This window comes from Serratia sp. CY38905 (assembly GCF_052168875.1).
Taxonomy (GTDB): domain Bacteria; phylum Pseudomonadota; class Gammaproteobacteria; order Enterobacterales; family Enterobacteriaceae; genus Serratia; species Serratia sarumanii.
Map to the genome: position 1 here is coordinate 125,491 of NZ_JBJNLV010000011.1, position 26,564 is coordinate 152,054.

The 26,564-nt window shown below is 61.0% G+C and carries 21 protein-coding genes, 1 tRNA gene and 1 other RNA gene; 4 read left to right on the plus strand and 19 right to left on the minus strand.

All coding sequences use genetic code 11. From position 1 onward, the window contains the following. Nucleotides 1-61: 61 nt before the first annotated feature. From bcsA to bcsR, 3 genes are read right to left on the minus strand one after another with little or no spacing between them, the layout of a single operon-like run. Entirely contained in the window at nucleotides 62-2,665 is a 2,604-nt protein-coding gene (bcsA, locus tag ACJ8MK_RS20400; protein ID WP_049233739.1) for a UDP-forming cellulose synthase catalytic subunit, read from the minus strand. Further along, nucleotides 2,662-3,402, minus strand: coding sequence for a cellulose biosynthesis protein BcsQ (bcsQ, locus tag ACJ8MK_RS20405; RefSeq protein WP_049233737.1), 741 nt, complete (start codon nucleotides 3,400-3,402; stop codon nucleotides 2,662-2,664). The genes bcsA and bcsQ overlap by 4 nt, the downstream gene beginning before the upstream one ends. Nucleotides 3,403-3,405: 3 nt before the next feature. Next, nucleotides 3,406-3,597 carry a cellulose biosynthesis protein BcsR gene (gene bcsR / locus ACJ8MK_RS20410; RefSeq protein WP_033649881.1) on the minus strand — a complete coding sequence of 64 codons (192 nt, stop codon included), beginning with the start codon at nucleotides 3,595-3,597 and terminating at the stop codon, nucleotides 3,406-3,408. A gap of 189 nt (nucleotides 3,598-3,786) precedes the next feature. On the opposite strand from bcsR, the gene bcsE reads away from it, so the two are divergent. From bcsE to bcsG, 3 genes are read left to right on the plus strand one after another with little or no spacing between them, the layout of a single operon-like run. Beyond that, a complete protein-coding gene (gene bcsE, locus ACJ8MK_RS20415) occupies nucleotides 3,787-5,355 on the plus strand; it encodes a cellulose biosynthesis protein BcsE (protein WP_442518015.1) in 1,569 nt (522 codons plus the stop codon). After that, complete coding sequence (bcsF, locus tag ACJ8MK_RS20420) at nucleotides 5,342-5,545, plus strand: cellulose biosynthesis protein BcsF (RefSeq protein WP_004934139.1); 204 nt, start codon at nucleotides 5,342-5,344, stop codon at nucleotides 5,543-5,545. Before bcsE ends, bcsF begins: the two co-directional genes overlap by 14 nt. Continuing rightward, complete coding sequence (gene bcsG / locus ACJ8MK_RS20425) at nucleotides 5,542-7,197, plus strand: cellulose biosynthesis protein BcsG (RefSeq protein WP_442518016.1); 1,656 nt, start codon at nucleotides 5,542-5,544, stop codon at nucleotides 7,195-7,197. Before bcsF ends, bcsG begins: the two co-directional genes overlap by 4 nt. A gap of 299 nt (nucleotides 7,198-7,496) precedes the next feature. Here bcsG and dppF read toward each other — a convergent pair whose 3' ends face one another. The 14 genes from dppF to ACJ8MK_RS20495 all read right to left on the minus strand — a co-directional run bounded on the left by dppF (nucleotide 7,497) and on the right by ACJ8MK_RS20495 (nucleotide 22,929). Then, the gene (gene dppF, locus ACJ8MK_RS20430) at nucleotides 7,497-8,486 is read right to left on the minus strand and encodes a dipeptide ABC transporter ATP-binding subunit DppF (protein WP_015376237.1); all 990 of its coding nucleotides are present in this window, start codon (nucleotides 8,484-8,486) and stop codon (nucleotides 7,497-7,499) included. Then, nucleotides 8,483-9,463, minus strand: coding sequence for a dipeptide ABC transporter ATP-binding protein (gene dppD / locus ACJ8MK_RS20435; RefSeq protein ID WP_004934132.1), 981 nt, complete (start codon nucleotides 9,461-9,463; stop codon nucleotides 8,483-8,485). Before dppD ends, dppF begins: the two co-directional genes overlap by 4 nt. Before the next feature lie 15 nt (nucleotides 9,464-9,478). After that, nucleotides 9,479-10,381, minus strand: a complete 903-nt coding sequence (gene dppC, locus ACJ8MK_RS20440; RefSeq protein ID WP_025304838.1) for a dipeptide ABC transporter permease DppC — start codon at nucleotides 10,379-10,381, stop codon at nucleotides 9,479-9,481. Nucleotides 10,382-10,392: 11 nt separating this feature from the next. Beyond that, a complete protein-coding gene (dppB, locus tag ACJ8MK_RS20445; protein WP_033636611.1) occupies nucleotides 10,393-11,412 on the minus strand; it encodes a dipeptide ABC transporter permease DppB in 1,020 nt (339 codons plus the stop codon). 170 nt (nucleotides 11,413-11,582) lie between these two features. Continuing rightward, the gene (dppA, locus tag ACJ8MK_RS20450; RefSeq protein WP_019452584.1) at nucleotides 11,583-13,190 is read right to left on the minus strand and encodes a dipeptide ABC transporter periplasmic-binding protein DppA; all 1,608 of its coding nucleotides are present in this window, start codon (nucleotides 13,188-13,190) and stop codon (nucleotides 11,583-11,585) included. A gap of 601 nt (nucleotides 13,191-13,791) precedes the next feature. After that, a complete protein-coding gene (locus ACJ8MK_RS20455) occupies nucleotides 13,792-15,483 on the minus strand; it encodes a glycosyl hydrolase family 18 protein (RefSeq protein WP_060429061.1) in 1,692 nt (563 codons plus the stop codon). 426 nt (nucleotides 15,484-15,909) lie between these two features. Next, nucleotides 15,910-16,038, minus strand: a non-coding RNA gene (locus ACJ8MK_RS20460) — RtT sRNA. 36 nt (nucleotides 16,039-16,074) lie between these two features. After that, a tRNA-Pro gene (locus ACJ8MK_RS20465) sits at nucleotides 16,075-16,151 on the minus strand. 120 nt (nucleotides 16,152-16,271) lie between these two features. Beyond that, nucleotides 16,272-17,603 (minus strand): MFS transporter, encoded by a 1,332-nt coding sequence (locus ACJ8MK_RS20470; RefSeq protein ID WP_041037243.1) that lies wholly within the window; start codon nucleotides 17,601-17,603, stop codon nucleotides 16,272-16,274. Nucleotides 17,604-17,698: 95 nt separating this feature from the next. Then, the gene (uhpB, locus tag ACJ8MK_RS20475) at nucleotides 17,699-19,243 is read right to left on the minus strand and encodes a signal transduction histidine-protein kinase/phosphatase UhpB (RefSeq protein ID WP_033650008.1); all 1,545 of its coding nucleotides are present in this window, start codon (nucleotides 19,241-19,243) and stop codon (nucleotides 17,699-17,701) included. Beyond that, on the minus strand, nucleotides 19,240-19,830 hold the full coding sequence (gene uhpA / locus ACJ8MK_RS20480) for a transcriptional regulator UhpA (RefSeq protein WP_033636607.1): 591 nt from the start codon (nucleotides 19,828-19,830) through the stop codon (nucleotides 19,240-19,242). The genes uhpB and uhpA overlap by 4 nt, the downstream gene beginning before the upstream one ends. A gap of 127 nt (nucleotides 19,831-19,957) precedes the next feature. Beyond that, entirely contained in the window at nucleotides 19,958-21,652 is a 1,695-nt protein-coding gene (gene eptB, locus ACJ8MK_RS20485) for a kdo(2)-lipid A phosphoethanolamine 7''-transferase (RefSeq protein ID WP_033650007.1), read from the minus strand. Between the two features lie 226 nt (nucleotides 21,653-21,878). Then, nucleotides 21,879-22,304 carry an organic hydroperoxide resistance protein gene (locus tag ACJ8MK_RS20490; protein ID WP_016929533.1) on the minus strand — a complete coding sequence of 142 codons (426 nt, stop codon included), beginning with the start codon at nucleotides 22,302-22,304 and terminating at the stop codon, nucleotides 21,879-21,881. A 160-nt stretch (nucleotides 22,305-22,464) separates the two neighbouring features. Next, nucleotides 22,465-22,929 carry a MarR family winged helix-turn-helix transcriptional regulator gene (locus ACJ8MK_RS20495; protein ID WP_041037249.1) on the minus strand — a complete coding sequence of 155 codons (465 nt, stop codon included), beginning with the start codon at nucleotides 22,927-22,929 and terminating at the stop codon, nucleotides 22,465-22,467. Nucleotides 22,930-23,026: 97 nt separating this feature from the next. On the opposite strand from ACJ8MK_RS20495, the gene ACJ8MK_RS20500 reads away from it, so the two are divergent. After that, a complete protein-coding gene (locus tag ACJ8MK_RS20500) occupies nucleotides 23,027-23,626 on the plus strand; it encodes an HD domain-containing protein (RefSeq protein WP_033636604.1) in 600 nt (199 codons plus the stop codon). Here the strand turns inward: ACJ8MK_RS20500 and ACJ8MK_RS20505 are convergent, their stop codons facing one another. Together ACJ8MK_RS20505 and ACJ8MK_RS20510 are read right to left on the minus strand one after the other, a co-directional pair. After that, complete coding sequence (locus ACJ8MK_RS20505; RefSeq protein WP_373681961.1) at nucleotides 23,627-24,997, minus strand: carbohydrate porin; 1,371 nt, start codon at nucleotides 24,995-24,997, stop codon at nucleotides 23,627-23,629. 151 nt (nucleotides 24,998-25,148) lie between these two features. After that, nucleotides 25,149-26,552 (minus strand): glycoside hydrolase family 1 protein, encoded by a 1,404-nt coding sequence (locus ACJ8MK_RS20510; protein ID WP_041037251.1) that lies wholly within the window; start codon nucleotides 26,550-26,552, stop codon nucleotides 25,149-25,151. Nucleotides 26,553-26,564 lie beyond the last annotated feature (12 nt).

Here is a 26,564-nt window from a genome sequence, read left to right on the forward strand (position 1 = left end):
GTATCATCATCAATGTTGGAGCCTGTTCACCGGGCGAGTGAGCGGGCGGTTGAACTCGCAGCTAACCCACTGTTTCTTGTTGACCCAAGGTCGGATCCCTGCCGACGCCGCGCGGAATAAACGACACGACCCAGGCGGTCAGCGAGGTGACCCCGACCAGCAGACCGCGCACCAGCGGCGGCGCGTAGTCCGCCATGCGCACATACCCCCGGAAGCCCAGCGCCAGCACGTCGCGCAGGCTTTCGATCGGCCGGTCTTCGGGGAACCCGTCCTGCCACAGCGCCCAGGTATCGGCGCGGGCGAAGGTGCACTGAATGAAATCGATGTGTTCGCGGGTGGAGAGGTCGACCAGGCGCACCCCCACCTTGTTGCCGAAGGCGCGCGTCACCACGCAGGGGAAGCTGTACTCCTGCTGGCCGCGCTTGAGCAGCAGCGAGAGCTTGTCGCCGTCTTTCAACGCGTTTTCCACCCGCATCTCAATGCCCACGCCGCCGTCGGAGTAATCGCGCAGCGTGCAGGGATACAGATGGCCGTCGGCGCGCGCGATCGCCGCCGGCATGGCGATTTCCACGCGGTGCGCCTGACGCACCTGCTTGGCCTCCACCGCCACCGCCACCGCACCGCCGAGAATCGTCATGTTGTACAGCACCCACACCAGGCTGATGATCACCGTCATCACCTCGTCCGTCGGGCCATAGGCCAACCGCCAGACGCCGAACGCCAGCCCGGCCAGGTTCAGGATCACCAGGAACATGTAAGGCCGGGTGATCACCCAGTCGACGTGCTCCTCCTCCACCAGCCCGCCCTTGGCGGTGACGTTGAATTTGCCCTTGTGCGGATTGAACAGCGCCACCGTCGTCGGCCGCGCGATATACCAGGCCAGCACCGTTTCATAGATTTCGCTCCAGAACGAATGGCGGTATTTCCCCTGGATACGCGAGTTGGTCAGGCTGGCGTGGATCATGTGCGGCAGCACGTAAAGCGCGATCGCCAGCGCCGGCGCGAAGATGATGTAAGCATGCAGCAGCAAAAACGCCAGCGGCGCGGTGAGGAAGATCAGCCGCGGAATGCCCGACAGGAAGTGCAGCATGGCGTTGGCGTAGCACAGGCGCTGCGCCAGTTTCAGCCCCTTGCCCAGCAGCGGGTTGTCCAGCCGGAAGATCTGCACCATGCCGCGCGCCCAGCGAATGCGCTGGCCGATGTGCGCCGACAGGCTCTCGGTCGCCAGCCCGGCGGCCTGCGGAATGCGGATATAGGCCGAGGTGTGCCCGCGCCGGTGCAAGCGCAGCGAGGTGTGGGCGTCTTCGGTGACGGTTTCCACCGCGATGCCGCCGATTTCGTCCAGCGCGCTGCGGCGCAGGATGGCGCAAGAGCCGCAGAAGAAGGTCGCATCCCACATGTCGTTGCCGTCCTGCACCAGCCCGTAGAACAAGGTGCCTTCGTTGGGCGTCTGGCGGAAGCGGCCGAGGTTGCGCTCGAACGGATCCGGCGAGAAGAAATGGTGCGGGGTCTGCAGCATTGCCAGCTTTTTGTCTTTGAAGAACCAGCCCATGGTCAGCTGCAGGAAGGATCGCGTCGGCACGTGGTCGCAGTCGAAAATCGCCACGAACTCGCCGGTGGCCTGCTTCAGCGCGTTGTTGATGTTGCCGGCCTTGGCGTGTTCGTGGGTCGGCCTGGCGATGTATTTCACCCCCACTTCGGCGGCGAACGCCCGGAATTCGGGGCGGTTGCCGTCATCAAGGATATAGATATTCACCTTCTCTTTCGGCCAGTCGATGCCCAGCGCCGCGTAGATGGTGGGCTTCACCACCCCGAGATCTTCGTTGTAGGTCGGCACCATCAGATCGATGGTCGGCCAGGTGGCGCTATCGGCGGGCAGCGGCACCGGCTGGCGGTTAAGCGGCCAGATGGTCTGGAAATAGCCCAGCACCAGCACCACCCAGGCGTAGGTTTCCGCCACCAGCAGCAACAGGCCGCACACCAGGCTTAGCGGGTCGTCCCAGTTCAGCGTGGCGGTATAGCGCCACCACAGGTAGCGACAGGAGACGGTCAGCGACAGCACGATCAGCATCAGCGCGGGCAAACGCCCCGGCACCCGGCGCACCACCATCGCGATCCCCCACAGCAGCAGGACGAACACGAACTGCGCCGGCAGATCGAACGGTTGCGAGATGCACAGCATGGCGAGGATCGCCGCCAGCACGCTGACCAGAATAAACAGCGCGCGCCGCATGCCGCGGTTCATGCGGCCGAGGCGCTCCACCGAGCGCTGTTCCACGCCGGCGTTCTTCAGCCGCTGCGGCAGGCCCTGCAGCCAGTCGGCATAGCGCTGCTGCAGGCGGCGCCAACCGGCGAAATAGTCGCGCTGCACCGGCGCGCGGCCGCTGCGAAACAGCAGCAGCCACAGCCCTTGCAGCAGATAACGCAGCGCATCCGCCGGGCGCGGGCGTTCGGCGGACAGATGCGGGAACCAGTAAGCGCGGCCGGTACGCACGCGCTGCCAGGCCGGCGACTCGAAGCGCAGCAGCAGCCAGCCCAACGCCACCAGCAGCGTGGCGAAAAAGGCGGTCAGCGCCGATGCGCCATTGCGGCGATAGCCGCGGTAGCGCGTCTGCACCGCCTGACGCACCGGCGGCACCAGCAGCAGGCTCAATACCCGGCTCATGGCGCAACGCCCCGTTTGAGATTGATCAGGCACCAGTTGGCCAGCGTCAGCACTTCATCCGCCGCCAGGCTCTCGGGGCGGTACTCACCCAACGGCTGTTTGACCGCCAGCGCTTCCGCCAACGCTTCGTCGCGGTGGATCACCACCGGCAACAGGCCGCTCAGCGTTTGCAGCCACAGCTGATGCAGATCCTGCTGCAGCTGGCTGGCGGAGGAGTAGTGATTGACCAGGAAACGGCAGTCGTTCGGCAGTGTCTGCTGATGGAGCCGCACCTGGCAATTGGCGTCGGGGTTCAACAGCATGAACACACAGTCGGCAAGCTGCAGCGCCTGCTGCGCCAGCACGCCGTCCCCAACCGGGACATCCAGCAGGATCCAGCGCTGCGGATCGCCGGCGATCAGTTGGCGCACATTGTCGCGCCAGCGTTCCGGCTGCTCCCGACACTGACGCTGCACTTCCAGCCGTTCCGCCGCATTCAGGCAGCCAAAGGGCAGAAAGTCGAGGTTTTCACAATAACGCAGCGCGCCTTCCTGCCAGCCGCCGCCATCCCGCTCCGCGCGAGCCCAGCCGCGCGCCAGCTCGAACGGCGTGTTGAAATGCAGGCGCAGCAGATTATCCGGCGTGAAATCGATCGCCAACACCGACTCACCCAGCTGCTGCAACGCCCAGGCGAGCGCCGCCGTGACCGACGTCGTCCCCATTCCACCCCGCAACCCTTGCAGCGCGATCACCGGCATAGATCAATGGCTCCCCGTGGTCTGCGCCAATTCGGCCAACAGTGGCCAGCGCGTCATCATTTGCGTTAACCGCTCCTGCCGGGAAATATCGACATAGCTTAATTTCGGCAATGAAAAAGCCTGGCTGAGCGCCTGCAGGTCATCCTGGCTCTCCCCAGGCGCCGCTGCACGAAAATGGGTGGGTGCGTTATTCATTCTTCCGCCTTGGCGAAAATAGGCTATGTTAATTAACTATAGCAACGATACAAAAAGAGAGAGGCAATAAGATGATTCTCAACAAATATTGTTGCAGAGCGTAGGAGATTTGTTATTGCCAGAGTAAAAATGGCTATCTTTATATATAAACGCCTTTAGTCGGCTTTCAACGAAAGTAGAACACATCCTATGGCGCACTCTTTTTCTCTAGGCATTCGGCAGATTTGGGAAGAGCTGTCGGTGATGCAGGCCCCCGGGCTTTATTGGATCAATATCGACAGGCAAAGCGACGCCGCGCTGCTGTGTCGCCAGGTCATTGCCGCCCAGCCGGCCACCCGCAAAGTCGCCCTGATCTGCAGCGGCGACAAACCCGATCGCCTGTTGGCCGAGCTGGCTTCGCCCGCGTTGCAGAAGCTGCCGCTGTATCAATTACCGGAGAAAAAAGCCGCGCTGACGCAGTTGAGCGACGATCTGATGCGCGCCCTGCGGCCGCAAAATCGCTTACTTATCCTGCTGGCCCACGCCAGCCTGTGGCAAACCTTCACCACCGAAGAGCTGCGTGAGTGGACGCGCGCCCTCGCCGCCTGGCTGCGGCGGCAGGGCTGCACGCTGTTGATCCTCAGCCACGGCGGCGGCATCAATAAGCTCAAAGGGCAGCTCAGCGCGCAGCATCGCATCCTGAACGGCCTGTCCAGCCTGCAATGGCAACAGGACAGCGCGCAATATCTGGTGAACTGGTGGAGCACCGAAAACGGCATCAACGCCAATCAGCTGCTGACGCTGTACGCCGCGGAAGGCGGCTGGCAGGGTGAGGATGAAAACAGCCAACCCTCCCCCACCGCCTTGCGCAGCGATGAAGGCCTGTATCTGGCCGAGCGCAGCATCCTGGAAGGCGCGCCGCCGCTGTCCGCCAACTGGCAACTGCTGGAGAGCAACGACGAACTGGCGCAGCACGGCATGCTGAGACTCTCGGCGACGTTGATTTTCGCGCTGTACCAAAGCGACCAAATCGATCACCTGGCGCACCAGATCCACACCCTGCGCCGCAGCCGCGGCAACGGCCTGAAAATCGCGGTGCGCGAGATGAGTGCCAGCCTGCGCTACAGCGACGAGCGGCTGCTGCTGGCCTGCGGCGCCAACCTGATCGTGCCGCACGTCGCGCCGCTGTCGCGTTTTCTGACCATGCTCGAGGGTATTCAGGGGCAGCGCTTCTCGCGCCATGTGCCCGCCGACATCGATGCGCTGCTGGCCGGCTTGCGCCCGCTGCAGCTTAAAGGCTATATGCGGCCGGAACCGTTCAGCCAGGCGGTGCTTTCGCTGATGGGTAACACGCTGCTGCCCGAGGACGGCAAAGGCGTGATGGTGGCGCTGCGGCCGGCCACCGGCCTGCGCGCCGAACAGGCGATGACCCTGTGCCACCTGCGGCGCTTCGGCGACGTGATGACCGTGGTGCAGGGGCGGCTGGTGCTGTTTCTCTCCACCTGCCGCATCAACGATCTGGATACCGCGCTGAAGTTCATCTTCCGCCTGCCGGTGGATGAAGCCTTCAGCAACCGGGTGGTGTGGCATCAGGACGTCGATATCATTTCGGAAATCAAACGTATGGCCCAGGGGCGCTGGCAGATTTCGGCCACCGGCACCGCCGGCGCCGCGCCGCGCCCCCGCGAGACGGCGGCCGAGGCGCCCGCAGAACGGCGGCAGCCGGTCGCCTTCACGCTGACGCTTGGCCCGCAGGAGGAACCGCATGCTGAACCTTAACGACATCGTGCAACTGATCCTGCTGTGCGCGCTGATCTTCATCCCGCTGGGCTACGCCTTTCACCGGCGTTTTCCGCATTTGCGTCAATACTGGCAAAACCTGTTGTTATCGCCGCGCTATTTGAAATCCGCCGGTTTGTGGGTGCGCACAGGCTCCTCATCTCAGATTAAACGTAAGAAGCAGCCATGAATCCAAACTCGAAGACGCAATCCGATAACGCTCTGTGGCGCTACTGGCGCGGGCTGGGCGGCTGGAACCTCTACTTTCTGGCCAAATTCGCCCTGCTGTGGTTCGGCTACCTGAATTTCCACGCGCTGCCGAACCTGGTGTTCATGGCGTTTCTGCTGATGCCGATCCCGTCGCAGCGCCTGCATCGCTGGCGCCATTACCTCGCCATTCCGATCGGCATCGCGTTGTTCTACCACGACACCTGGCTGCCGGGCATCAACAGCATTCTCAGCCAGGGTTCGCAGCTGGCCGGCTTCAGCGCCCAGTACCTGCTGGAGCTGATCGGCCGCTTTATCAACTGGCAAATGATCGGCGCGGCCTTCGTGCTGTTTATCGCCTACCTGTTCGTCGTGCAGTGGGTGCGCGTCACGGTGTTCACCGTGGCGGCGCTGGTGTGGCTCAATATTGTCAACATCGCCGGGCCGGCAGTCTCGCTGCTGCCCGCGACCTCCACGGCCGCGGCCGGCGGCGCCAATACGCCGGCCACGTCTGCGCCGGCGGCGGGGGATGCTGCGCCGGCAGACAGCCTGCCGCCGACCAGCGCCAACCTGACGGCCTACCTGAACCAGTTCTACGAGCGAGAAAAAGGCCGCACCACCGCGTTCCCGGCCAGCTTGCCCGCCGATGCCCAGCCGTTCGATCTGCTGGTGATCAACATCTGTTCGCTGGCCTGGGCCGATATGGACGCGGTCAACCTGCAAAATCACCCGCTGTGGTCGAAGATGGACATCATGTTCGACAACTTCAACTCGGCCACCGCCTACAGCGGCCCGGCGGCCATCCGTTTGCTGCGCGCCAGCTGCGGCCAGCTTTCGCATCGCGATCTGTATCAGCCGGTGAACCAGCAATGTTACCTGTTCGACAACCTGGCGAAGCTCGGCTTCAAGGAACAGCTGATGCTCGATCACTCCGGGGTGTTCGGCAACTTCCTGAAAGAGCTGCGTGAACAGGGCGACATGCAGGCGCCGCTGATGTCGCAGGCCGGCATCGGCAACGAGCTGACGTCGTTCGACGGCGAGCCGATTTATAACGATCTCGAATTGCTGACCCGTTGGCTGGATCAGCAGCAAAAAGGCGGTGACGGCCGCACCGCCACCTTCTTCAACGTCATCCCGCTGCACGACGGCAACCGCTTCGTCGGCTCCAACAAGAGCGCCGACTACCCGCCGCGCGCGCAGAAGCTGTTCGATCAGCTGAACACCTTCCTCGATCAGTTGGAGAAATCCGGCCGCAAAGTGGTGGTGGTGATCGTGCCGGAACACGGCGCGGCGTTAGTGGGCGACAAGATGCAGATGTCCGGCCTGCGCGACATTCCCAGCCCGAATATCACTCATACGCCGGTCGGCATCAAACTGGTGGGCATGAAGGCGCCGCATCAGGGCAGCCCGCTGCAGATCAAAACGCCGAGCAGCTATCTGGCGCTGTCTGAACTGGTGTCGCGTCTGGTGGACGGCAAGGTCTTCAGCGAACCCAGCGTCGACTGGCAGGCGCTGACCCAGGGGCTGCCGCAGACCCCGGTCATCTCCGAAAACGACAACGCCGTCGTGATGCTGTATCAGGGCAAGCCCTACATTCGCCTGAACGGCGGCGACTGGGTGCCATATCCGCAATAAGCGCGGCCTCATTCACCCAAAGCACGCCGCCGGCGTGCTTTTTTATTGGGTTTTTATAATAAAAATGGCGAACGCTATCGGCCGAAATAAACTTATTAACAGCAACCCGTTGAATTCTATTATTCGATTATTATTATCATACGAAGATTCTTAAAAATATAACGTTTTGTCAGAATGACGTTAAGAGCATAATTTAAAAGACGGGTTGTCACGATCGTCTACTGACCAACCCTTTGATTGAATAATAAAAAACGCCGGCGCTGTGCCGGCGTTTGGTTTAAGCAGGAAAATCCGGCGCTTCACGCCCCCGGATGTTCGTCCTGATCGACCGCAAAGCAGGCCACCATCTGCTCACCGTACTGTTTGAGCTGCGGCTGCAGCTGAACGCAGGTGCCGAAGGCGCGGCGGCAGCGGGCATTGAACGCACAGCCCGGCGGCGGATTCATCGGGCTGGGCAGCTCGCCGGTCAGCTTGATGCGCTCGCGGCGCATATCCGGGTTCAATCGCGGCGTCGCCGACAGCAGCGCCTGAGTGTACGGATGGCGCGGATTGTTGAAGATCGCCTCTTTGCTGCCCTTTTCCACGCAGCGGCCGAGGTACATCACCATCACCTCGTCGGCGATGTGCTCCACCACCGACAGATCGTGCGAGATGAACACATAGGACAGCCCCAGCTCCTGCTGCAGATCCATCATCAGGTTCAGCACCTGAGCGCGCACCGACACGTCCAGCGCCGACACCGGCTCATCGGCGATCACCACGTCCGGGTTCAGCATCAGCCCGCGGGCGATGGCGATACGCTGACGCTGGCCGCCGGAAAACATGTGCGGGTAGCGGTCGTAATGCTCGGTCTTCAGGCCGACCTTCGCCATCATCTCCAGCGCTTTTTCCCGCCGTTCGGCGGCGCTGAGCGAGGTATTGATCAACAGCGGCTCCTCGAGGATCTGCCCGACCTTCTTGCGCGGGTTGAGCGATCCGTAAGGATTCTGGAACACGATTTGGATCTTCTGGCGGCGCAGTTTCTCGGCCGAGACGTCCGGCTTCAGCAGATCTTGCCCCTGATAGTACAGCTCGCCGCCGGTCGGCACTTCGATCATCGTCAGCAGACGGCCGAGCGTCGATTTGCCGCAGCCCGACTCACCGACCACCGCCAGCGTTTTGCCGCGCTCCAGGGTGAAGGAGACGCCGTCCAGCGCCTTGACCAGCCGCTCCGGCGCGAACAGGCCCTTTTTCACCGGGTAATGCTTCTTCAGGTCAATCGCCTGCAGTAAAGGTTGATTCTGGCTCATACGGTCGGCCTCCCCGCATCATCCAGCGGTGTGTGACATTTAACCTGACGGCCGGGAATGCTGCGCAGTTCCGGCTCCTCGTTGCGGCAGCGCTCGTTGGCGTAGGGACAACGCGGGTTGAGCAGGCAGCCGGTCGGGCGATCGTATTTGCCCGGCACCACGCCCGGCAGCGAAGCCAGCCGCGCCTTGTCGGCGGCGAACTCCGGCAGCGCGCGCAGCAGCGCCTGGGTATAGGGGTGGCGCGGGGCGCGGAAAATCTCCGCCGCCTTGCCGGATTCCACCACCTGGCCGGCGTACATCACGATGATGTGGTGCGCGGCTTCCGCCACCAGCGCCAAATCGTGGGTGATCAGCAGCAGCGCCATGTTTTCGCGCTGCTGCAGATCCAGCAGCAGTTCGATGATCTGCGCCTGGATGGTCACGTCGAGCGCGGTCGTCGGCTCATCGGCGATCAGCAGCTTCGGCCGACAGGCGATGGCCATGGCGATCATCACGCGCTGGCTCATGCCGCCGGAAAGCTGGTGCGGGTATACGTCCAGCCGCGAGGCCGGATCGGGAATGCCCACCTGGGTCAGCAGGTCGATAGCGCGCTGGCGGCGAGTGCGGCGGTTGCCGCCCTGGTGCACCTTCAGCGCCTCCATGATCTGATAACCGACGGTATAGCACGGGTTCAGGCTGGTCATCGGATCCTGGAAGATCATCGCCACTTCGGAGCCCACCAGCTGGCGGCGCTCTTTTTCGGAGATCTTGCGCAGATCCTGGCCGTTGAACTCCAGCTTGTCGGCCATCACCTTGCCGGGGAAATCGATCAGGCCCATGATCGCCAGCGAGCTGACGGATTTGCCGGAGCCGGATTCACCGACGATGCCGACCACCTGACCTTGCTCCACGCTGTAACTGATGCGGTCTACCGCGCGGAACGGGGTGCCTTCGTCACCGAAGTGCACCGAAAGCTTGTCTACATTCAATAACGCCATCTCTCTCGTCCTCTGTTACTGCTTGAGTTTGGGGTCGAGAGCGTCACGCAAACCGTCCCCCATCAGGTTGAATGCCAGCACCGTCAGCAGGATCGCCACGCCGGGGAAGGTCACCACCCACCAGGCGCTTTGCGCGAACTGCAGCACGTCGGAGAGCATGGTGCCCCACTCCGGCGTCGGCGGCTGCGCGCCCATGCCCAGAAAGCCGAGAGCGGCCATGTCCAGAATGGCGTTCGAGAAACCGAGAGAAGCCTGCACGATCAAAGGCGCCAGGCAGTTAGGCAGAATATTGACGAACATCTGGCGCAGCGCGCCGGCGCCCGCCACCCGCGAAGCGGTGACGTAGTCGCGGTTCACCTCCACCAGCACCGCTGCGCGCGTCAGACGCACATAGTGCGGCAGGGCGACGAAGGTCAGCGCCAGCGAGGCGTTGACGATCGACGGCCCGAATACCGCCACCAGCACCAGCGCCAGCAGCAGGCTCGGCAGAGCCAGCATGATGTCGACGACGCGCATGATAATCGCGTCCACCACGCCGCCGAAGTAACCGGCCAGCAGGCCGAATATCACGCCCATGATCAGCGACAGCACCACCACCAGGCAGCCGACCAGCAGCGACAGGCGCGCACCGTACATCAGGCGCGACAGCACGTCGCGGCCCACGTCGTCGGTGCCGAGGATATATTGCCAGCTGCCGCCCTCTTGCCACACCGGCGGCTTGAGCAGCGCGTCGCGGAACTGATCCGCCGGCGCATGCGGCGCCAGCACGCCGGCGCCGAGCGCGATCACCAGCATCAGAACGATATACACCAGGCCGACCACGGCCCCTTTATTGCGCTTGAAATAGTGCCAGAACTCCTGAAACGGGGTCATCGGCTTCGGCGCACCTTTAACTGCAGACTCAGTGATTTGAGACATGAGAGCGCCCCTTATTTCTTGTGGCGAATACGCGGGTTGACCACGCCGTAGAGCACGTCTACCAGCAGGTTAACCAGAATGATCATACAGGCGACCAGCAACACCCCGCCCTGCACCACCGGGTAGTCGCGGCGCTGCAGCGCGTCGATCAGCCAGCGGCCCAGCCCCGGCCAGGAGAAGATGGTTTCGGTCAGAATGGCGCCGGCCAGCATGGTGCCGACCTGCAGCCCGATCACCGTCACCACCGGCAGCAGCGCGTTGCGCAGCGCGTGAACGACGATCACCCGCATGCGGCTCACGCCCTTGGCGCGCGCGGTGCGGATGTAGTCTTCGCCCAACACCTCCAGCATCGAGGAACGGGTCATGCGCACGATCACCGCCAGCGGGATGGTGCCCAGCACGATGGCCGGCAGGATCATGTGCATCACCGCGTCGACGAAGTCGCCCGGCTCGCCCCAGATCAGGGTGTCTATCAGCATGAAGCCGGTCAGCGGCTGGCTGTCGTCGAGGAAGACCGTGTCGCTGATGCGCCCCGACACCGGCGTCAGGTTAAGCTGCACCGACACCAGCATGATCAGCATCATGCCCCACCAGAAAATCGGCATCGAATAGCCGGTCAGCGAGATACCCACCGCGGTATGGTCAAAGACCGAGCCGCGTTTGACCGCCGCCAGCACCCCGACCGGGATGCCTACCAGCACCGCGAAGATCATCGCGCAAATGCCCAGTTCCAGCGTGGCCTGAAAGCGCGGAACGAACTCGCTCCAGACGGAGATGCGGCTTTTGAGGGAGGTGCCCAGATCGCCTTGCAGCACGTTGGACACGTAGGAGAAATATTGTTGATAGAGCGGCTTGTCCAGCCCCATTTCCGCCATCAGCTGCGCGTGGCGCTCGGCGGAGATACCGCGTTCCCCGGCCATGATGGTCACCGGGTCGCCGGGGATCATATGGACGAATGCAAAAGTCAGCAATGTAATGCCGATAAACGTTGGGATAACTAACCCCAAACGTCGGAGTATGAACTGCAACATATCCCGAACTCTCTGTATCAATGCCCGGCAGCTCATCGTCCGCCAGGCTTATTAACGCTCACATGCCTTTGAACGATTCGACGGCCATACGCCGGAGACTGGTCAGCAGGGGCGCAAACCTGTTGCGCCCCTGCAAGTCCATTCGTGCGTCTCCGGTAAAGCAGTCGAAATCAGTCTACAGAGACATTCTCGAAGTGATGCTTACCGAGCGGATCCACGACGTAGCCTTTCACTTCCTTACGCACAGGCTCGTACACGGTGGAGTGTGCGACAATCAGCGCCGGAGCCTGATCGTGCATCACCACCTGCGCCTGCTTGTACAGTTCGATGCGCTTGTCGTGGTTGGATTCGGCGCGCGCCGGTTGAATCAGATCTTCAAACGGCTTGTAGCACCAGCGGGAGTAGTTGGAGCCGTCTTTCGCCGCCGCGCAGCTGAACAGCGTGGCGAAGAAGTTGTCCGGATCCCCGTTGTCGCCGGTCCAGCCCATCATCACCGTCTGGTGCTCGCCCGCTTTGGCGCGCTTGAGGTATTCACCCCACTCATAGGTCACGATTTTGGCTTTCACGCCGATCTTGGCCCAGTCGGCCTGGATCATTTCCGCCATGCGGCGTGCGTTCGGGTTGTAAGGACGCTGTACCGGCATCGCCCACAGGTCGATGCTGAAACCGTCGGCCATGCCCGCTTCTTTCAGCAGCTCTTTCGCCTTGGCCGGATCGTAAGCGTAATCCTGCACCGCGTCGTTATAGCCCCACATGGTCGGCGGGATCAGGTTCTTGGCCGCCTGGCCCGCGCCCTGATAAACCGCGTCGATGATCGCCTGCTTGTTGACCGCCATGGTCAACGCCTGACGCACCTTCAGGTTATCCAGCGGTTTTTTCTCGACGTTGAACGACAGGTAGCCCACGTTCAGGCCCGGCTGTTCCATCAGGTTGATGGACTTGTCTTGCTTCATGCGGGCGATATCGGCCGGGTTCGGGTACGGCATCACCTGACATTCGTTTTTCTGCAGTTTGGCGTAGCGCACGGAGGCGTCAGGCGTGATGGAGAACACCAGGCGATCGATCTTCGGCTTGGTGCCCCAGAAACCGTCGAATGCCTTGTACAGGATCTTGGAGTCTTTCTGGTATTGCAGCAGCTGGAACGGGCCGGTGCCGATCGGGTTCAGGTCGACCTTCTCCGGCGTGCCGGCTTTCATCATCACGTCGGCGTATTCGGCGGACAGGATGGACGCGAAGTCCATGCCCAGGTCAGCCAGGAACGGCGCTTCCGGGCGGTTCAGCACAAAGCGCACGGTGTTGTCGTCCACTTTTTCAATCTTGGCGATCAGCTTAGGCATGTCCATGCCTTCAAAGTATTCGTAGCTGCCGCCTGACACTTTGTGATAGGCGTTGTTCGCATCCAACTGGCGTTCAAAGGAGAACACCACGTCGTCGGCGTTGAAATCGCGCGTCGGTTTGAAGTCTTTGCTGCTCTGCCACTTCACGCCTTTGCGCAGGTGGAAGGTGTAGGTTTTGCCGTCTTCGCTGACGTCCCACTTCTCAGCCAGGCCCGGCTGCAGTTCGGTGGTGCCGATTTTGAATTCGACCAGGCGGTTGTAGATCGGTACCGAGCTGGCGTCGTAGGTGGTGCCGGAGGTAAACAGCTGCGGGTTGAACCCTTCCGGGGAACCTTCAGAACAGTAAACCAACGTCTTGGCCTGTACGCTGGCCGCCACGGTCAGCGCGATCAGCCCAATGCCGAATTTCAGAACCCCCGATTTACCCAAGGAACGTGTCATCGTTAGTGCTCCATTGTGTGATGTGATGTGTGTCATTGCCGCCAGACCTGTATTTTTTATTGCGTGGCCTGTGCGATCGGCGCCCGAAGGCAGAAGGTGTACGAGGAGAGAATGCCGGATGGAACGCATCGCGGCGGGGACGTCTGAGCGCGTGGAATTCACTCAAACAACTCTCGCTCTTACCCCTGAGGCTATCAAGTTGCCAACTGTTTGGGGTGTCGTCAATATAACCAGTGGGGATTTACGCAGACTGTGAGAAACAGCAAACAAACATAAAAAAAACCTTTTGTTAACACTTGCAGCATGAAAATTTATGCTAAGCGGACATTTTCAGCGCATTGGTCTGACCCTCACAAACTTACTGGTTTTTAACTCCGTTAAAAAACGCCAAAACTTTGTTGCTGAATGATGAATATCTGAACGGTTATTTTTGTGATCGCCGTTAAAGACAGGAGGAAATGCTGAAGGATTACCCAAAAGGGTGAGTCCGATGAGCGCGTTTTGCGCCGGGCAGGCCCACAATCTGTGCGGCGTAAAAAAACTTTCGGCGGCGAAAAAGCCGGGGGCGAAAGGATATCCCCCGGCAACGCACTGCAACCGATTATTGAACGCCGGCGCTGTTGCCCAGGCTGGCGTTCATGCTGTTGAGAATATCGCCGTTGTCCGCGTCGATCTCCCAGGAGAACAGGCCGCCCAACTGCTTATCCAACACGTACTTGCCTTTGGCCTGCACCGAGCGGGCATCGTCGAAGGTGATCAGATCGCCGGTGGAAGGTTTGAACACGTAAGGCGCTTCCGCCGTGGCGTCGTAGGTGTACTGCCACTCGCCGCTCATGAACTGGTTGGCGATTTGGCGGTAGTCCACGATGCCGTTCTCCCAGGTGCCTTTAACCGGCCCGGTGGCGGTGCCGGTGAACGGAATGTTGTTCTGGTAGCCGTTCACCCCGGTCCAGCCGCGGCCATACATGGCGGTGCCGACCACGATCTTGCCCGGCTTGACGCCCTGCGCCAGCAGCGCATTGACGCCGTTTACCGTGGTGTAGGCGGTGTCCGGTTTCCAGGCCGGCGCATTCAGCGCGGTCTGATGCCCCAGGTTTTTCAGATCGAAGGCGCCGTAGAAGTCGTAGCTCATCAGGAAGATGTGATCCATCGAGTTCTGCGCGACGTTGTAAGCCACCTTGTCGATCTTGTCCTTGCCGGCGCTGATGGCGGAGGTCAGCTCATACTTGCGGCCGGTTTCCGCCGACAGCTGATCCAGCATCGCCCGCAACTCCTTCATCAACAGCACATAGGTCTCCCCGTCTTGCGGGCTGCCCAGGTTCGGGTTGGCGCCATTGCCGCCCGGGAACTCCCAGTCGATATCCACGCCATCGAAGAACTTCCAGGTCTGCAGAAACTCTTTCACCGAGCCGACGAAGCGATCGCGCTTCACCTTGTCGCCCATAAAGAAGAACGGGTCGGACAGCGTCCAGCCGCCGATCGACGGCAGGATTTTCAGGTCAGGATGCGCCTGCTTCAGCGCCATCAGCTGGCCGAAGTTGCCCTTGTAGGGGTCATCCCAGGCGGTCACGCCCTTCTGCGCTTTTTGCAGCGCGGCGAACGGATCGTGAATCGAGACTTTGAAGTCCTCGCGACCCTGGCAGGAGCGCTGCAACGCCTGGAAGCTGCCTTCGATCTCTTTCAGGCTGTCGTTGATGCCGTTGCCGCCGCAGATCGGGATAAAGCCGTACAGCAGATGGGTCAGGTTCTGCGCCGGGATCTTGTCGACGGTGAAATTGCGCCCGTAAACGCCCCACTCGACGAAATAAGAGCCGACCACTTTGCCGGAATTCTGTTTATAGGGTTTATTCTTTTCCAGCAGCGGCTCTTTCAACGGCGCCAAATGGCTGCCGTCGGTGTCGGCCACCACAATTTCGGTGGCGTCGCTGGCGGTGCAGCCGTCGGCATTGCACAACGCCACCTGCATTTGATAACGGCCGCCTTTATTCACTTTAAAATTCGCCGTACCGGAAGCGCCGGTTGAAGGGCCGCTCCACGCCTCTTTGCCATTTAATAAAATTTTTGCCGTCGTGCCGGTGTCGCCATTCCATAAATTCCAGGAGACCGAAACGTCGGCGGCATTTTTTACCTTCACCAGATTATTATAAGCGGTGGCCGCCTGATCGACTTCGACGATGGCGAACTTGGTGTTGCCCCAGGCGATGGTCGGCTTGCCCGGCGCGGCGGCCTGCGCCGCGGAACACAGCGTGCTGCCGATCACCAGCGCCAACAGCGGTTTATTAAATTTGCGCATAACTGATTCCTTTATTCCGAGAGGATAAACATAAAAGAGTTAATCGTCGCCACGCATTGCCGGAGCGAAATGATTCCGCAATAATCCACGAAGATTAACGTTAATAAATAATCACGGTATTTTCCACGCGGCGGGAATAACATATCCCGCGTTGTCCATTCAGACTATAGGTAAAAAAAACGTGAAAACAAGAGCGCTATCAACCGGGTTTTATTCGGCAAGCATGAATTTATTTAAATATGGAAATAAGAACCTAAAGGGAATAAGGAGTGTGAGTTAATTAAGCGTAAAGGATAAATATATTTCACGAGGACGGTAGATTGAGGCACGCCATAAAGCGAAGCCGGCCATATCGGCGGAGGTGCTCATCCTCATAAACCGCAGGCGAAAAAAAAACCTGCTTTAAAAAGCAGGTTTTTCGAATGGTGGTCGGCGAGAGAGGATTACGCGCATCGTTGATGCGCGCCCTGCGGGCCGTTGCCAAAGCAACGTTGTCTCGCTTCGCGAGGCTCGAACCTCCTGCGGAGGTGCTCATCCTCATAAACGACAGGCGAAAAAAAACCTGCTTTAAAAAGCAGGTTTTTCGAATGGTGGTCGGCGAGAGAGGATTCGAACCTCCGACCCACTGGTCCCAAACCAGTTGCGCTACCAAGCTGCGCTACTCGCCGATGCGGGGCGCATCTTACTGCTGGCGGTTATAGGCGTCAATCACTTTTTTGCCCCTGCATTTCAAGTGGTGATAAAAGCGCCATAATGCGCTGCGCCGGGGGCTGCGCAGCGTATTTTGCTCAGGCTTTGGCCGGTTTCAGCGCCGGCGTCTGCGCGCGCAGGAACGGCAGCAGGAACAGCGCCGACAGGCAGGCGGCGATGGAAATCACCACGAAGAAGCCGTTCCAGTGCCAGATCTCCATCACCCGCGCGATCGGGTAGCCGGACAGCGCCGCGCCCAGGTAGGCGAACAGGCCGACGAAACCGGTCGCCGCGCCCGCCGCATCCTTGTGCGAGCACTCCGCCGCCGCCATGCCGATCAGCATCTGCGGGCCGAAGATGAAGAAACCGATGGCGAAGAAGCAGCAGGCCTGCAGCAGGTAGGTCACGCCCGGCATCAACCACAGCGCCGCCACCGACAGGAAGATACCGATGGCGAAGATCAGGTTCATCGGGCCACGGTTGCCGCGGAACAACTTGTCGGAACCCCAACCGGCCACCAGCGAACCGATAAAGCCGCCCACTTCAAACAGCGAAATGGCCGAGTTGGCGGTCATCAGCGAATAGCCCTTTTCCTGCGTCAGGTAGAGGTTGCCCCAATCGTTGATCGCGGTGCGCACGATGTACACCAGCACGTAAGAGACCGCCAGCAGCCAGATGTACTTGTTGGTCAGCACGTAGCGTTTGATGATCTCGCGGTTGCTCAGCCCCTGGCCTTCCGATTCCTGCACCAGCTCCATGGCGTCGTTGCGCCATTTGCCGACGCTCGGCAGCCCCAGGGTGGATGGCTTGTCGCGCAGGCGCCAGCACATCAGCAGGCCAAGCACCACGCCGATGATACCGGGGATGATCATGCCGTAACGCCAGCTGAAGTGCAGCGAGATAAAGCCTACCAGCAGCGGGATCAGCGCCCCACCGACGTTGTGCGAGGTGTTCCAGATAGCCCACCAGCCACCGCGCTCGGAGCGCGAATACCAGCTGGTGAGGATTTTGGAGCACGGCGGCCAGCCCCAGCCCTGGAAGAAGGCGTTGAGGATCCACAGCGTGCCCAGCATCAGCAGCGACGAACTGAGGCCGAAGAAGATATTCAGCACCCCGGTCATGATCAGGCCCAGCCCCATAAAGTAACGCGGGTTGGAGCGATCGCTGATCATGCCGGAAATGAATTTCGAGCAGCCGTAGGTGATGTAGAACAGCGTGCCGAGGATGCCGACGTCGGACATCGTCAGGCCCAGATCGCTCAGCATCGCCGGCATGATGAAGTTGAAACTTTTGCGCGTGAAGTAAAACGCGGCGTAGCCGATGTACATGGTGCACATCAGCTGGATGCGCCAGTATTTGTAGCTGGCGTCGATCTGCCGTTGATCGGTGACCTGCGGCGCGTCCGGGCGGCTTTTAAGGAAAGACCACATGTGGAACCTCAGAGGATTGAATAAAGTGCCGCTATGATGCTCCGCGCGCGCGCGGGAGGCTTACGCCGGATTCCCGACGCGGTTAGGAGTTTTTCCTAGTTTTGCGTTTGCGCCGGCGAAACTGTGGGCAAGATCACACTCAAACAGGCGCCCCCCTCAGCGGTGAACCGCAGGCTGCCGCCGAGGGCGCTGATGCGCTCTTGCATGCCGCGCAGGCCATACCCCGGCTGATGGTTTTCCGCATCGAAACCCACGCCGTTGTCGCGGATGGTCAGGGCGATCTGCGGCGCGGCGCCTTTGCGCGGCTGCAGGCGCGCATCCAGCTCCAGGCGGCTGGCGCCGGCGTGGCGGCACACATTGGTCACCCCTTCCTGGCACACCCGGTACAGCGTGATTTTCAGCGTTTCATCCAGCAGCTCGTCCGGCACCTGCCACTGCAGGCTGCTCACCAGCGACGCGTCCTGTGGCAGCGACTCCCGCAGCATCGCCGCCACCGCCGCCGACAGCGGCAGGTTGTTCAGCGCCGCCGGCCACAGTTGAGTCAGCACATCATGCACCCCGTCGTAGACCCGCAGCGCCAACGCATCGATGGCGTCGGCGCAGCCGACCACCGCCGGCTCCGGCGCCAGGCGTTTGACGATGCTGGCCTGGGTGCGGATCACGGTGATGGTCTGCCCCACTTCATCGTGCAGCTCGCGCGCCACCTCGCGCCGGGTTTGCTCCTCCGCCGTCACCAGCGCCCGCGCCAGCTGGCGGTTCTCCGCCAGCCGCAGCCGCAGTTGCTGATTCAGCTCGCGCTGGCGCTGAATACCGGCGCCCAGCAGCAGCCCGGTCAGGCTTTGGGCCAGCAGCGACAGCAGCAGATCGCGGTGCGACTCCGGCTGCGGCGGCTCGTTGACCATCAGCGCCACGCCGTTGAGCAGCGTCGCCAACAGCGCGCCCTGCCAGCCGTAGCGGTAAGACATGAACACGATAGGAATGGCCAGGCAGAAAGGCGCAAAGCGCCGCAGCTCGGCGGCGTTCACCTGCTGCTGCAGCCAGATGCTGAACGCAAACAGCAGCAGGTAGCTGGCCAGATGGCCCAGACGCAGCTCCACCGGCTTGTGGATCAGCCCCGGCTCCAGCGGCACCCAGATTTGGCGCGCCAGATAGTGCCACAACAGCAGGCAGGTCGGTGCGATGGTAAAACCGCCGGTCAGGCCGAGCAGCAGCGCGCGGGCGCCTTCACCGCTCACCAGCTGCCACACCAGCGCCTGCAGCAAGGCGGCGGCGCCCACCACCGCGCCCTGCAACAGTGGCCAGCGCCATTCGCTGTCGCTCTGCTGATGGCGCAACAGCCACGGCGAGGCCAGCAGGCTGAGCAGCACCGTCAACACCAGCACCGCCACCGACGCCCACAGCGCCGGGCCGTAGCCGAACTGATCCGCCAGCAGCGCCATCAGCAGCAGATCGGCCAGCAGGATCCCCGGCCAGAAACGGTATGGGCTCTGCAGCAAAATGCCCATGCGCAGGCCGAACGGGAACAGCAGCAGCGCCTGCCAGGGCGGGTCGATCAGCGCGGTGCCGATGCCCCACAGGCAAAACGCGCTGGCGGCGTAGATGAAAAACAGCGCCAGCTGGGTGATCAGGCGCTGCGTCACAGGTTCAGCATCCGTCTGGCCAGCTCGACGTTATTGTTGATACCCAGCTTGGCGAACAAATTGGCGCGATGCACATGCACCGTCTTCGGCGACAGCCCCAAGGCGGCGGCGATCTCGCGCACCTCCTGGCCCTGCGCCAGCAACAGCGCGATCTCGCGCTCGCGGCGGGTCAACGGATCGACCCTCACCCGCGCCAGCTGCTGCGCGATTTCCGGCATCAGGTAAACGCCGCCGCCGGCGACGGTGCGCACCGCGGTGATCAAATCTTCCGGCTTGCAGCGCTTGGAGAGAAAGCCGCCGGCGCCGCGATCCAGCGCCATTTCCACCAGCGCCGGGTTATCGTGCATCGACAGCATCACCACGCGGATGCCGGAGGGAATGTCCGCCAACAGATCCAGCCCGCTGCCGTCCGGCATCGAAATGTCGCAGATGCAAACGTCCACCTCCAGCCCCGGCAGGCCGGCGCGCGCCTGCGCCGCACCGCTGAATTCGCCCACCACCTGAATATCGGCTTCCAGCGACAGCAACTGCACGAAGCCCGAACGCACAATGTCATGATCGTCGATAAACGCCACGCGCAGGGTCATGGAAATCTCCGGTTAACAGGGGGAAGTGCGCAAGTATACCGTATGCACACACCGGAATAATTGATGAAGAGAATGTATTGGGTGAAATTGCCGGGTGCGCAAGGCAGGCACCCGGCGGGAGGGGTTACTACAGGCTAGCGGGTGCCGTTTTATCCTGCGGCAGATGGCACCAGTTGTTTTTATCCACGATGCCGCCATCGGGAGACGTGTAGCCGAGGCAGCCGAGGATGGTGTCAAACAGCTCGACGTGGCGATGCGTTTTGCCGATGCGCTGCTGCGCCTGCAGCTGCTCAAAGGCGCTGAGGTGCTGCGGGTTCTCAAGGAATTTGTCCGACGCCCATACGATCATCGGCACGCGGAACTGCTCCGGCGGCGCCATCTCGCGCGGCGTACCGTGCAGGTGCGTGTTTTCACCGATCGATTCGCCGTGATCGGCGGCATAGAACACGATGGCCTTCTTGTCGCGCACCTGGTCTATCACATTGGCGATAAAGCTGTCGGTATACAGCACCGTATTGTCGAAGGCGTTGATCAGCTGCGCCTTGGTGCAGGAATCGTCCACCCCCATGCACTCCGGCTGATAGCGCGCATAGCTGCGCGGATAACGCTGCGAGTACAGGTAGTGCGAGCCTTTGGTATGCAGGATCACCAGGTGTTTGCCCTTCGGATAGCGCGCCAGCGACTCCTTCATTTCGTCCACCAACAGCATATCGTCGACCGCCTTGCCGTCGTTGCGCTTCTCGGACGCGATCATCTCGCGGAACGAATAGTTGTTCACCTCGGTGTTGTTGTAGAACCACACCTCACTCTGCATGGCGAACAGCTCGGAAGAGAAGCCCAGATCCTTCAGTACCGCGAACACGTTCTGCTCTTTCAGCGTGCGCTGCGGGTTGTCTTCGGTGCCGCCTTCGCGCACGAACATACAGCGCAGCGACAGCTTGGTGGAGGTGTCGCACGACTCGCCGCGAAACGCCACCAGATTCTTCTCTTTAGACAGCCGCGGCGTGGTATCGCGCTCATAGCCCAGCATGCCCATGTGGTCCCAGCGCGTGGTCTCGCCGATGATGAACACCACGTAGGTGTCGTCGATATCCGCCGGCGGTACGTAGGTGAAGTGTTTGCCCGGATCGAACATCGTGCTCTGATCCTGGCTTTCGTCATAGCGGGTATAGGCAAACAACCCCAGCGCCGACAGCCAGTTGGACGGCAGATACGAGTGCGCCACCACGCCGCCGTAGCTCGGCAGATCGACGTTGGAGAGCTTCTCTTGCACGCTCTGCTCGTCGTCCAGCATGCGCAGCGGCAGCCAGACCAGCGCCACCACCGCCAGCAAGACCAGCAGCGGCTTGATGCGATGACCGGGGGTTTTCAGCTGTTCTATCAGGGTGTAACGCAGGCTGTTTTTCCAGATCAGCAGCAGCGGCAAGGCGCTGAGCGCCACCATCCACAGCACGAAGTGCAGGCCGACCACCTCTTTCGACAGATCGATGTCGGTGGTCATCACCGACACCACGATGCCGTAGCCGATCACCACGTTGAAAAACGTCATGTAGTAGCTGGCGGCAACCGAAATCAACACCAGCAGCGAAGCGACGATGCGATAAAACAGCCGGCCGCCGAGCGATACCAGCCGCATGATGAAGAACGTGAACAGGACGATAGCGATGACTTCCGTCACCGCCGAAATCACCTTAATCCCCTGAATGCCGTGCGCCAGCGAATCAAAACGACGATAAAAAACGGACAGGTTGAGAAATATGCCGATATAGATCGCTAACAATAACGATAAATTCTGCTGTGATAGCGATTTAACTTTGTTCATGTAACGCGGTGGCTCCGGGGACGGTGTAGCGGTTCTGGATCAGTCAGACACTTATTAGGGCTTCTGGTTCAGCCAACCGGCAATAAGCGTTATTTTGCGGGTAATAATCAAGAGAATTCTCACAAAACGGGCAATTTTTACGCTTTTTGCAAACGGCTTTCAAGCGGGGCAGATAAGAAAATGGAGGGTCAAACCCTCCATTTTTTTCGCGATAAGGATAAAAATCTTACTTAACGTTCAGAGTCACATCGATATTTCCGCGGGTGGCGTTGGAGTATGGGCACACCACGTGCGCCTTTTTCACCAAATCTTCCGCCACGCTGCGCTCGACGCCCGGCAGCGAGATATCCAGCTGCACTTCGATGCCGAAGCCGTTCGGGATTTCACCGATGCCGACGGTGCCGTCGATCTTCGCTTCGGCCGGGATTTTAACCTTTTCTTTCGCCGCGACAAACTTCAGCGCGCCGAGGAAGCAGGCCGAGTAACCGGCGGCGAACAGCTGCTCGGGGTTGGTGACTTCGCCGCCGGCGCCGCCCATCTCTTTCGGCACGCCCAGTTTCACGTCCAACACGCCGTCGGAGGAGGTCGCACGGCCGTCGCGGCCGCCGGTTGCGGTGGCGTGAGCGCGGTAAACCACTTTCTCAATAGACATCGTTCATTCCTTCTTGCTGGTTGGCGAGATGACTACGGCTTCCACGAGGTAAAGCCGGTCACATATTTATCTTTTGCGATTAAATCGCGCACTACTTATTTTTGACACTTATTAACCAGTGTAGACCACCCCTGCCGTTCTTGCGTCCGGCGGCGGCGGGTCAAATCTGATCGATCAGGCTGCCGCGCAGCTTTTCCAGCTGCTGTTTGAGCGAGACGATCTCGTCCAGGCTGCAGTCGGTGGCGCACATCACCGCCTCGGGCACCGATTGCGCCCGCTCGCGCAGCGCGCGGCCGGCTTCGGTGAGTGCAATGATCACCTGCCGCTCGTCGGCGGTGGCGCGATAACGCACCAGCAAACCGGCGGTTTCCAACCGCTTCAGCAGCGGCGTCAGCGTGGCGGAATCGAGGAACAGCCGCTCGCCGATATCCGATACCGTCACCCGATCGCGCTCCCACAGCACCATCATCACCAGGTATTGCGGGTAGGTGAGTTCGAGCTGACTCAACAGCTTGCGGTAGACTTTGTGCAGCGCCAGGTTGGCGGAGTACAGCGCGAAACAGAGCTGCTGATCGAGCTGCAGCAGATGCTTCGCGTGGGGTTGTTCGGTATCGGTGCTTTTCATGTGTCTGAATATAGATAGCGCACGATGTAATCGCAAGCTATTTCTTGTGAGGTATGCTACCTTTTTTTTATGCAGAGGATGCTCGGAGGGAAAGGAAATGACGAACACGCTTGTAGAACGCGCGCGTCGCTACGCCACCAAGGCGCATGCGGCCATCGATCAGCGCCGCAAATACACCGACGATCCGTACATCGTCCACCCACAGGCGGTGATGGAACTGGTGCGCAGCGTGCCGCACACCGAAGAGATGCTGGCGGCCGCCTGGCTGCATGACACGGTGGAAGACACGCCCACCACCCTCGGCGATATCGAAAGCCACTTCGGGCCGAAAGTGGCGGAGTTGGTGCGGATGCTAACCAACGTCAGCCGCGCCGAGGACGGCAACCGCTTCGAGCGCAAAAACCGCGATCGGCGCCACAGCGCCGGCGCATCGCCGCAGGCCAAAACCATCAAGCTGGCGGATCTGATCGACAACACCCGCTCGCTGCTGGACTATGACAGCCACTTCGCTCAGACCTACCTGATCGAGAAACAGCGTCTGCTGGAGGTGCTGACCGAAGGCGACCCGACGCTGTGGCGCCAGGCCAGCCATATCGTTGAGCAAGGGCTGCTCCGCTTGCAGCAGCCGCCGCACAACGTGCCCGCCAGCTGGTTCGAACACGCCCGCCGGCGCTACCGCGAGAGCGACGCGGCCTGATCAGAAGGTCACCACCGTTTTCAACGCCGTCACCCAGGCGTCCTGCGTTTCGCTGACGCCCGCCGGGTGATGCCAGTACTGCAGGCCCGGCTGCAGCTGCAACCACGGCGTGACGTTCACGCGATAATAGAGCTCCGCCGTCACCGAGTGCCCCGGCACCGGCCGGTAGCTCGGATCGTGATAATCGCTGACGCCGTTGATTTGGTTGAGATAACGCTGATTATCTTTATAGCGGTCGCTCAGCTTCACCACCGAGACGCCCAGCCCCAGCCAGTCGTCCGGCCGCGCATCGAACAGCCCGCGATAGCGAATGCCGGTCGAGGTAGACCAGTGCAGGTAGTTGCTGCGCTGATCCCCCAGCCCCAGGCTGTAAAACACGCTCAGACCGCGGTTTATGTCGTCCGCATGGCGCGTCACCTGCTGGTTGAAACCGGTATACAGGAACCAGGTGCGATCGTGGCTGCGATAGCCCTGCGGATCGCTGGCGCCCGGCCCACCGGACACCCCTTCATAAAGATCGCTCTGGCGCGCGTTGGTGAACAGCACGCCCAGGTTATACACCCCCGGCAGCTGGTTGACGGCGTGGGTTTTCAGCTCCAGCTCCATCGGCAACAGGAAGCCTTTGCTGCCCTTGGTGGACCAGCTCCAGGCGTGGCTGCGGCTGGGGGCGCTCGGGTTCTGCTCCATCACGCCGCCCTTGAGGGTCAGGCCGTCGGTCAGCTTGTATTGCAGCGTGGTGCCCCAGTAATGCACGTTCCAGTTGTACCAGGTCAACGAGTTGGCAGACTTGCCGCCGCACAGCGTCAGCGTCTGAAAATCGCAGGGGATGATCTGATCGAAATCCTGCACCTTGTTCATCATGCCGATGCGCCACTGCAGCCGGCGATCGAGGAAGGACCGGCTAAAGGTCAGCCAGCCCAGGCGGGTAATCGACTGCCCGCCAAAGCTCTCCTGCGACAGATCGGTCAGGCCGACGCGCGGATCCTGCAAGCGATCGCGGGTCAGGTTGTTGTCATGGTTGCGGTTGACGATATTGCCTTCGATCGCCGCGTCCGGAATGCCGGTCAGCGCCTGCAAATCCTGGCTGAAGGTCAGCGAGAATTGGTCGATGTACGACGCCTGTTTATCGTGGTTATAACCGCCGCCGGCGTTATACGACAGCTGGCTGAGGTAGCCGAGGTTATAGTGGAAACCGTGATCCTCCAGGATCGGCCTGATCCCCAGCATATCCCCCAACAGCCCGGACTGCGGCGGTTCAAAGCCGAGCGCCACCCCTTCCCACTTGGCGGTGGGGGCTTCGACGTCCTTGCCGGTTTGCAGCGTTTCCGCCTGCGCCTGGCTACAGAGCAGCGCCAGCGCCGCCAGGGTCATGGAACGAGGTAATAAGCTTTTCATCATTATTATATTTCTCCGCATAACGGCTGACTGCGGGCAACAGCATTCCCTGGGAGAGAATTTCCCATCATGAACAGCAGCGAATAACGTTAGGTTAACGCCCGGCGCTTGCCGCCGGGCTTAGAGGTTAGCGTCGGTCTTTCAGGCTGGCGCCGTTGCTGTGGATCACATCGCGATACCAGAAGAAACTCTTCTTGCGGCGGCGCGCGAGGCTGCCGTTGCCGGCATCGTCCCTGTCGACGTGAATGAAGCCGTAGCGCTTCGACATTTCGGCCTTCGAGGCGCTGACCAGATCGATCGGCCCCCAGCTGGTGTAGCCCATCACCTCGACGCCGTCGTCGATCGCTTCCGCCACCTGCACCAGATGGTCATTGAGGTAGTTGATGCGGTAGTCGTCGTGGATGCTGCCGTCGGCTTCGACGCGGTCTTTGGCGCCCAGCCCGTTCTCGACGATGAACAGCGGCTTCTGATAGCGGTCGTACAGCACGTTGAGCAGGTAGCGCAGCCCGATCGGGTCGATTTGCCACCCCCACTCCGAGCTGGCCAGATGCGGGTTCGGCACCATATCGAGAATGTTGCCGCGCGCCGTCTCGTACTGCTCCGGATCGGCGGTGACGCAGCCGCTCATGTAGTAGCTGAACGAGATGAAGTCGATAGTTTCGCGCAGCGTTTGCCGATCTTCCTCGGTGATTGCCACCTGAATGCCGTTTTCACGGAAGAAGCGCTGCATATAGGCCGGGTAATAGCCGCGCGCCTGCACGTCGCCGAAGAACAGCCAGTCGCGGTTTTGCCGCTGGGTTTCCAGCAGATCTTCCGGCTTGCAGCTCAGCGGATACAGAATGCCGCCCAGCAGCATGTTGCCGATTTTGCCCTCCGGCACGATCTCGTGGCAGGCTTTCACCGCTTTGGCGCTGGCCACCAGCTGATGATGGATCGCCTGATAGATGGCGCTCTTGTCGCTCTCCTGCGGCAGGCCGACGCCGGTGAAGGGCGCGTGCAGCGACATGTTGATCTCGTTGAAGGTCAGCCAGTGTTTGACCTTGTGCTTGTAGCGTTCGAACACGGTGCGCGCATAGCGTTCGAAGAAATCGATGGTGCGCCGATCGCCCCAGCCGCCGTAGTGCTTCACCAGGCCGTAAGGCATCTCATAGTGCGACAGCGTGATCAACGGCTGAATGCCGTACTTCGCCATCTCGTCGAACAGCCGATCGTAGAACGCCAGCCCGGCTTCGTTCGGCGTCTCTTCGTCGCCCTGCGGGAAAATACGCGTCCAGGCGATCGAGGTGCGCAGGCACTTGAAGCCCATTTCGGCGAACAGCGCGATATCCTCCGGGTAACGATGATAGAAATCGATCGCCACGTCCTTGATGCCGCTGTCGCCCGCCGTGCGCGGCGTGATGGCGCCGAAGATGCCCTGCGGCTGCAGATCGGAGGTCGACAGCCCCTTGCCGTCGGCCTGATACGCGCCTTCTACCTGGTTCGCCGCTACCGCGCCGCCCCACAGAAAATGTTGCGGAAACTTGCCGTTCATCGCTTGCTCCTC

What these genes read in the sequence shown, in the direction of transcription:
- bcsG (WP_442518016.1), top strand. Translation starts at nt 5,542, where the DNA reads ATGAATCCAAACTCGAAGACGCAATCCGATAACGCTCTGTGGCGCTAC.
- ACJ8MK_RS20510 (WP_041037251.1), bottom strand. Translation starts at nt 26,552, where the DNA reads ATGAACGGCAAGTTTCCGCAACATTTTCTGTGGGGCGGCGCGGTAGCG.
- ACJ8MK_RS20455 (WP_060429061.1), bottom strand. Translation starts at nt 15,483, where the DNA reads ATGCGCAAATTTAATAAACCGCTGTTGGCGCTGGTGATCGGCAGCACG.
- uhpA (WP_033636607.1), bottom strand. Translation starts at nt 19,830, where the DNA reads ATGACCCTGCGCGTGGCGTTTATCGACGATCATGACATTGTGCGTTCG.
- ACJ8MK_RS20500 (WP_033636604.1), top strand. Translation starts at nt 23,027, where the DNA reads ATGACGAACACGCTTGTAGAACGCGCGCGTCGCTACGCCACCAAGGCG.
- dppD (WP_004934132.1), bottom strand. Translation starts at nt 9,463, where the DNA reads ATGGCGTTATTGAATGTAGACAAGCTTTCGGTGCACTTCGGTGACGAA.
- bcsF (WP_004934139.1), top strand. Translation starts at nt 5,342, where the DNA reads ATGCTGAACCTTAACGACATCGTGCAACTGATCCTGCTGTGCGCGCTG.
- dppA (WP_019452584.1), bottom strand. Translation starts at nt 13,190, where the DNA reads ATGACACGTTCCTTGGGTAAATCGGGGGTTCTGAAATTCGGCATTGGG.
- bcsA (WP_049233739.1), bottom strand. Translation starts at nt 2,665, where the DNA reads ATGAGCCGGGTATTGAGCCTGCTGCTGGTGCCGCCGGTGCGTCAGGCG.
- bcsE (WP_442518015.1), top strand. Translation starts at nt 3,787, where the DNA reads ATGGCGCACTCTTTTTCTCTAGGCATTCGGCAGATTTGGGAAGAGCTG.
- ACJ8MK_RS20505 (WP_373681961.1), bottom strand. Translation starts at nt 24,997, where the DNA reads ATGACCCTGGCGGCGCTGGCGCTGCTCTGTAGCCAGGCGCAGGCGGAA.
- ACJ8MK_RS20495 (WP_041037249.1), bottom strand. Translation starts at nt 22,929, where the DNA reads ATGAAAAGCACCGATACCGAACAACCCCACGCGAAGCATCTGCTGCAG.
- eptB (WP_033650007.1), bottom strand. Translation starts at nt 21,652, where the DNA reads ATGAACAAAGTTAAATCGCTATCACAGCAGAATTTATCGTTATTGTTA.
- dppF (WP_015376237.1), bottom strand. Translation starts at nt 8,486, where the DNA reads ATGAGCCAGAATCAACCTTTACTGCAGGCGATTGACCTGAAGAAGCAT.
- ACJ8MK_RS20470 (WP_041037243.1), bottom strand. Translation starts at nt 17,603, where the DNA reads ATGTGGTCTTTCCTTAAAAGCCGCCCGGACGCGCCGCAGGTCACCGAT.
- dppB (WP_033636611.1), bottom strand. Translation starts at nt 11,412, where the DNA reads ATGTTGCAGTTCATACTCCGACGTTTGGGGTTAGTTATCCCAACGTTT.
- ACJ8MK_RS20490 (WP_016929533.1), bottom strand. Translation starts at nt 22,304, where the DNA reads ATGTCTATTGAGAAAGTGGTTTACCGCGCTCACGCCACCGCAACCGGC.
- bcsR (WP_033649881.1), bottom strand. Translation starts at nt 3,597, where the DNA reads ATGAATAACGCACCCACCCATTTTCGTGCAGCGGCGCCTGGGGAGAGC.
- dppC (WP_025304838.1), bottom strand. Translation starts at nt 10,381, where the DNA reads ATGTCTCAAATCACTGAGTCTGCAGTTAAAGGTGCGCCGAAGCCGATG.
- bcsQ (WP_049233737.1), bottom strand. Translation starts at nt 3,402, where the DNA reads ATGCCGGTGATCGCGCTGCAAGGGTTGCGGGGTGGAATGGGGACGACG.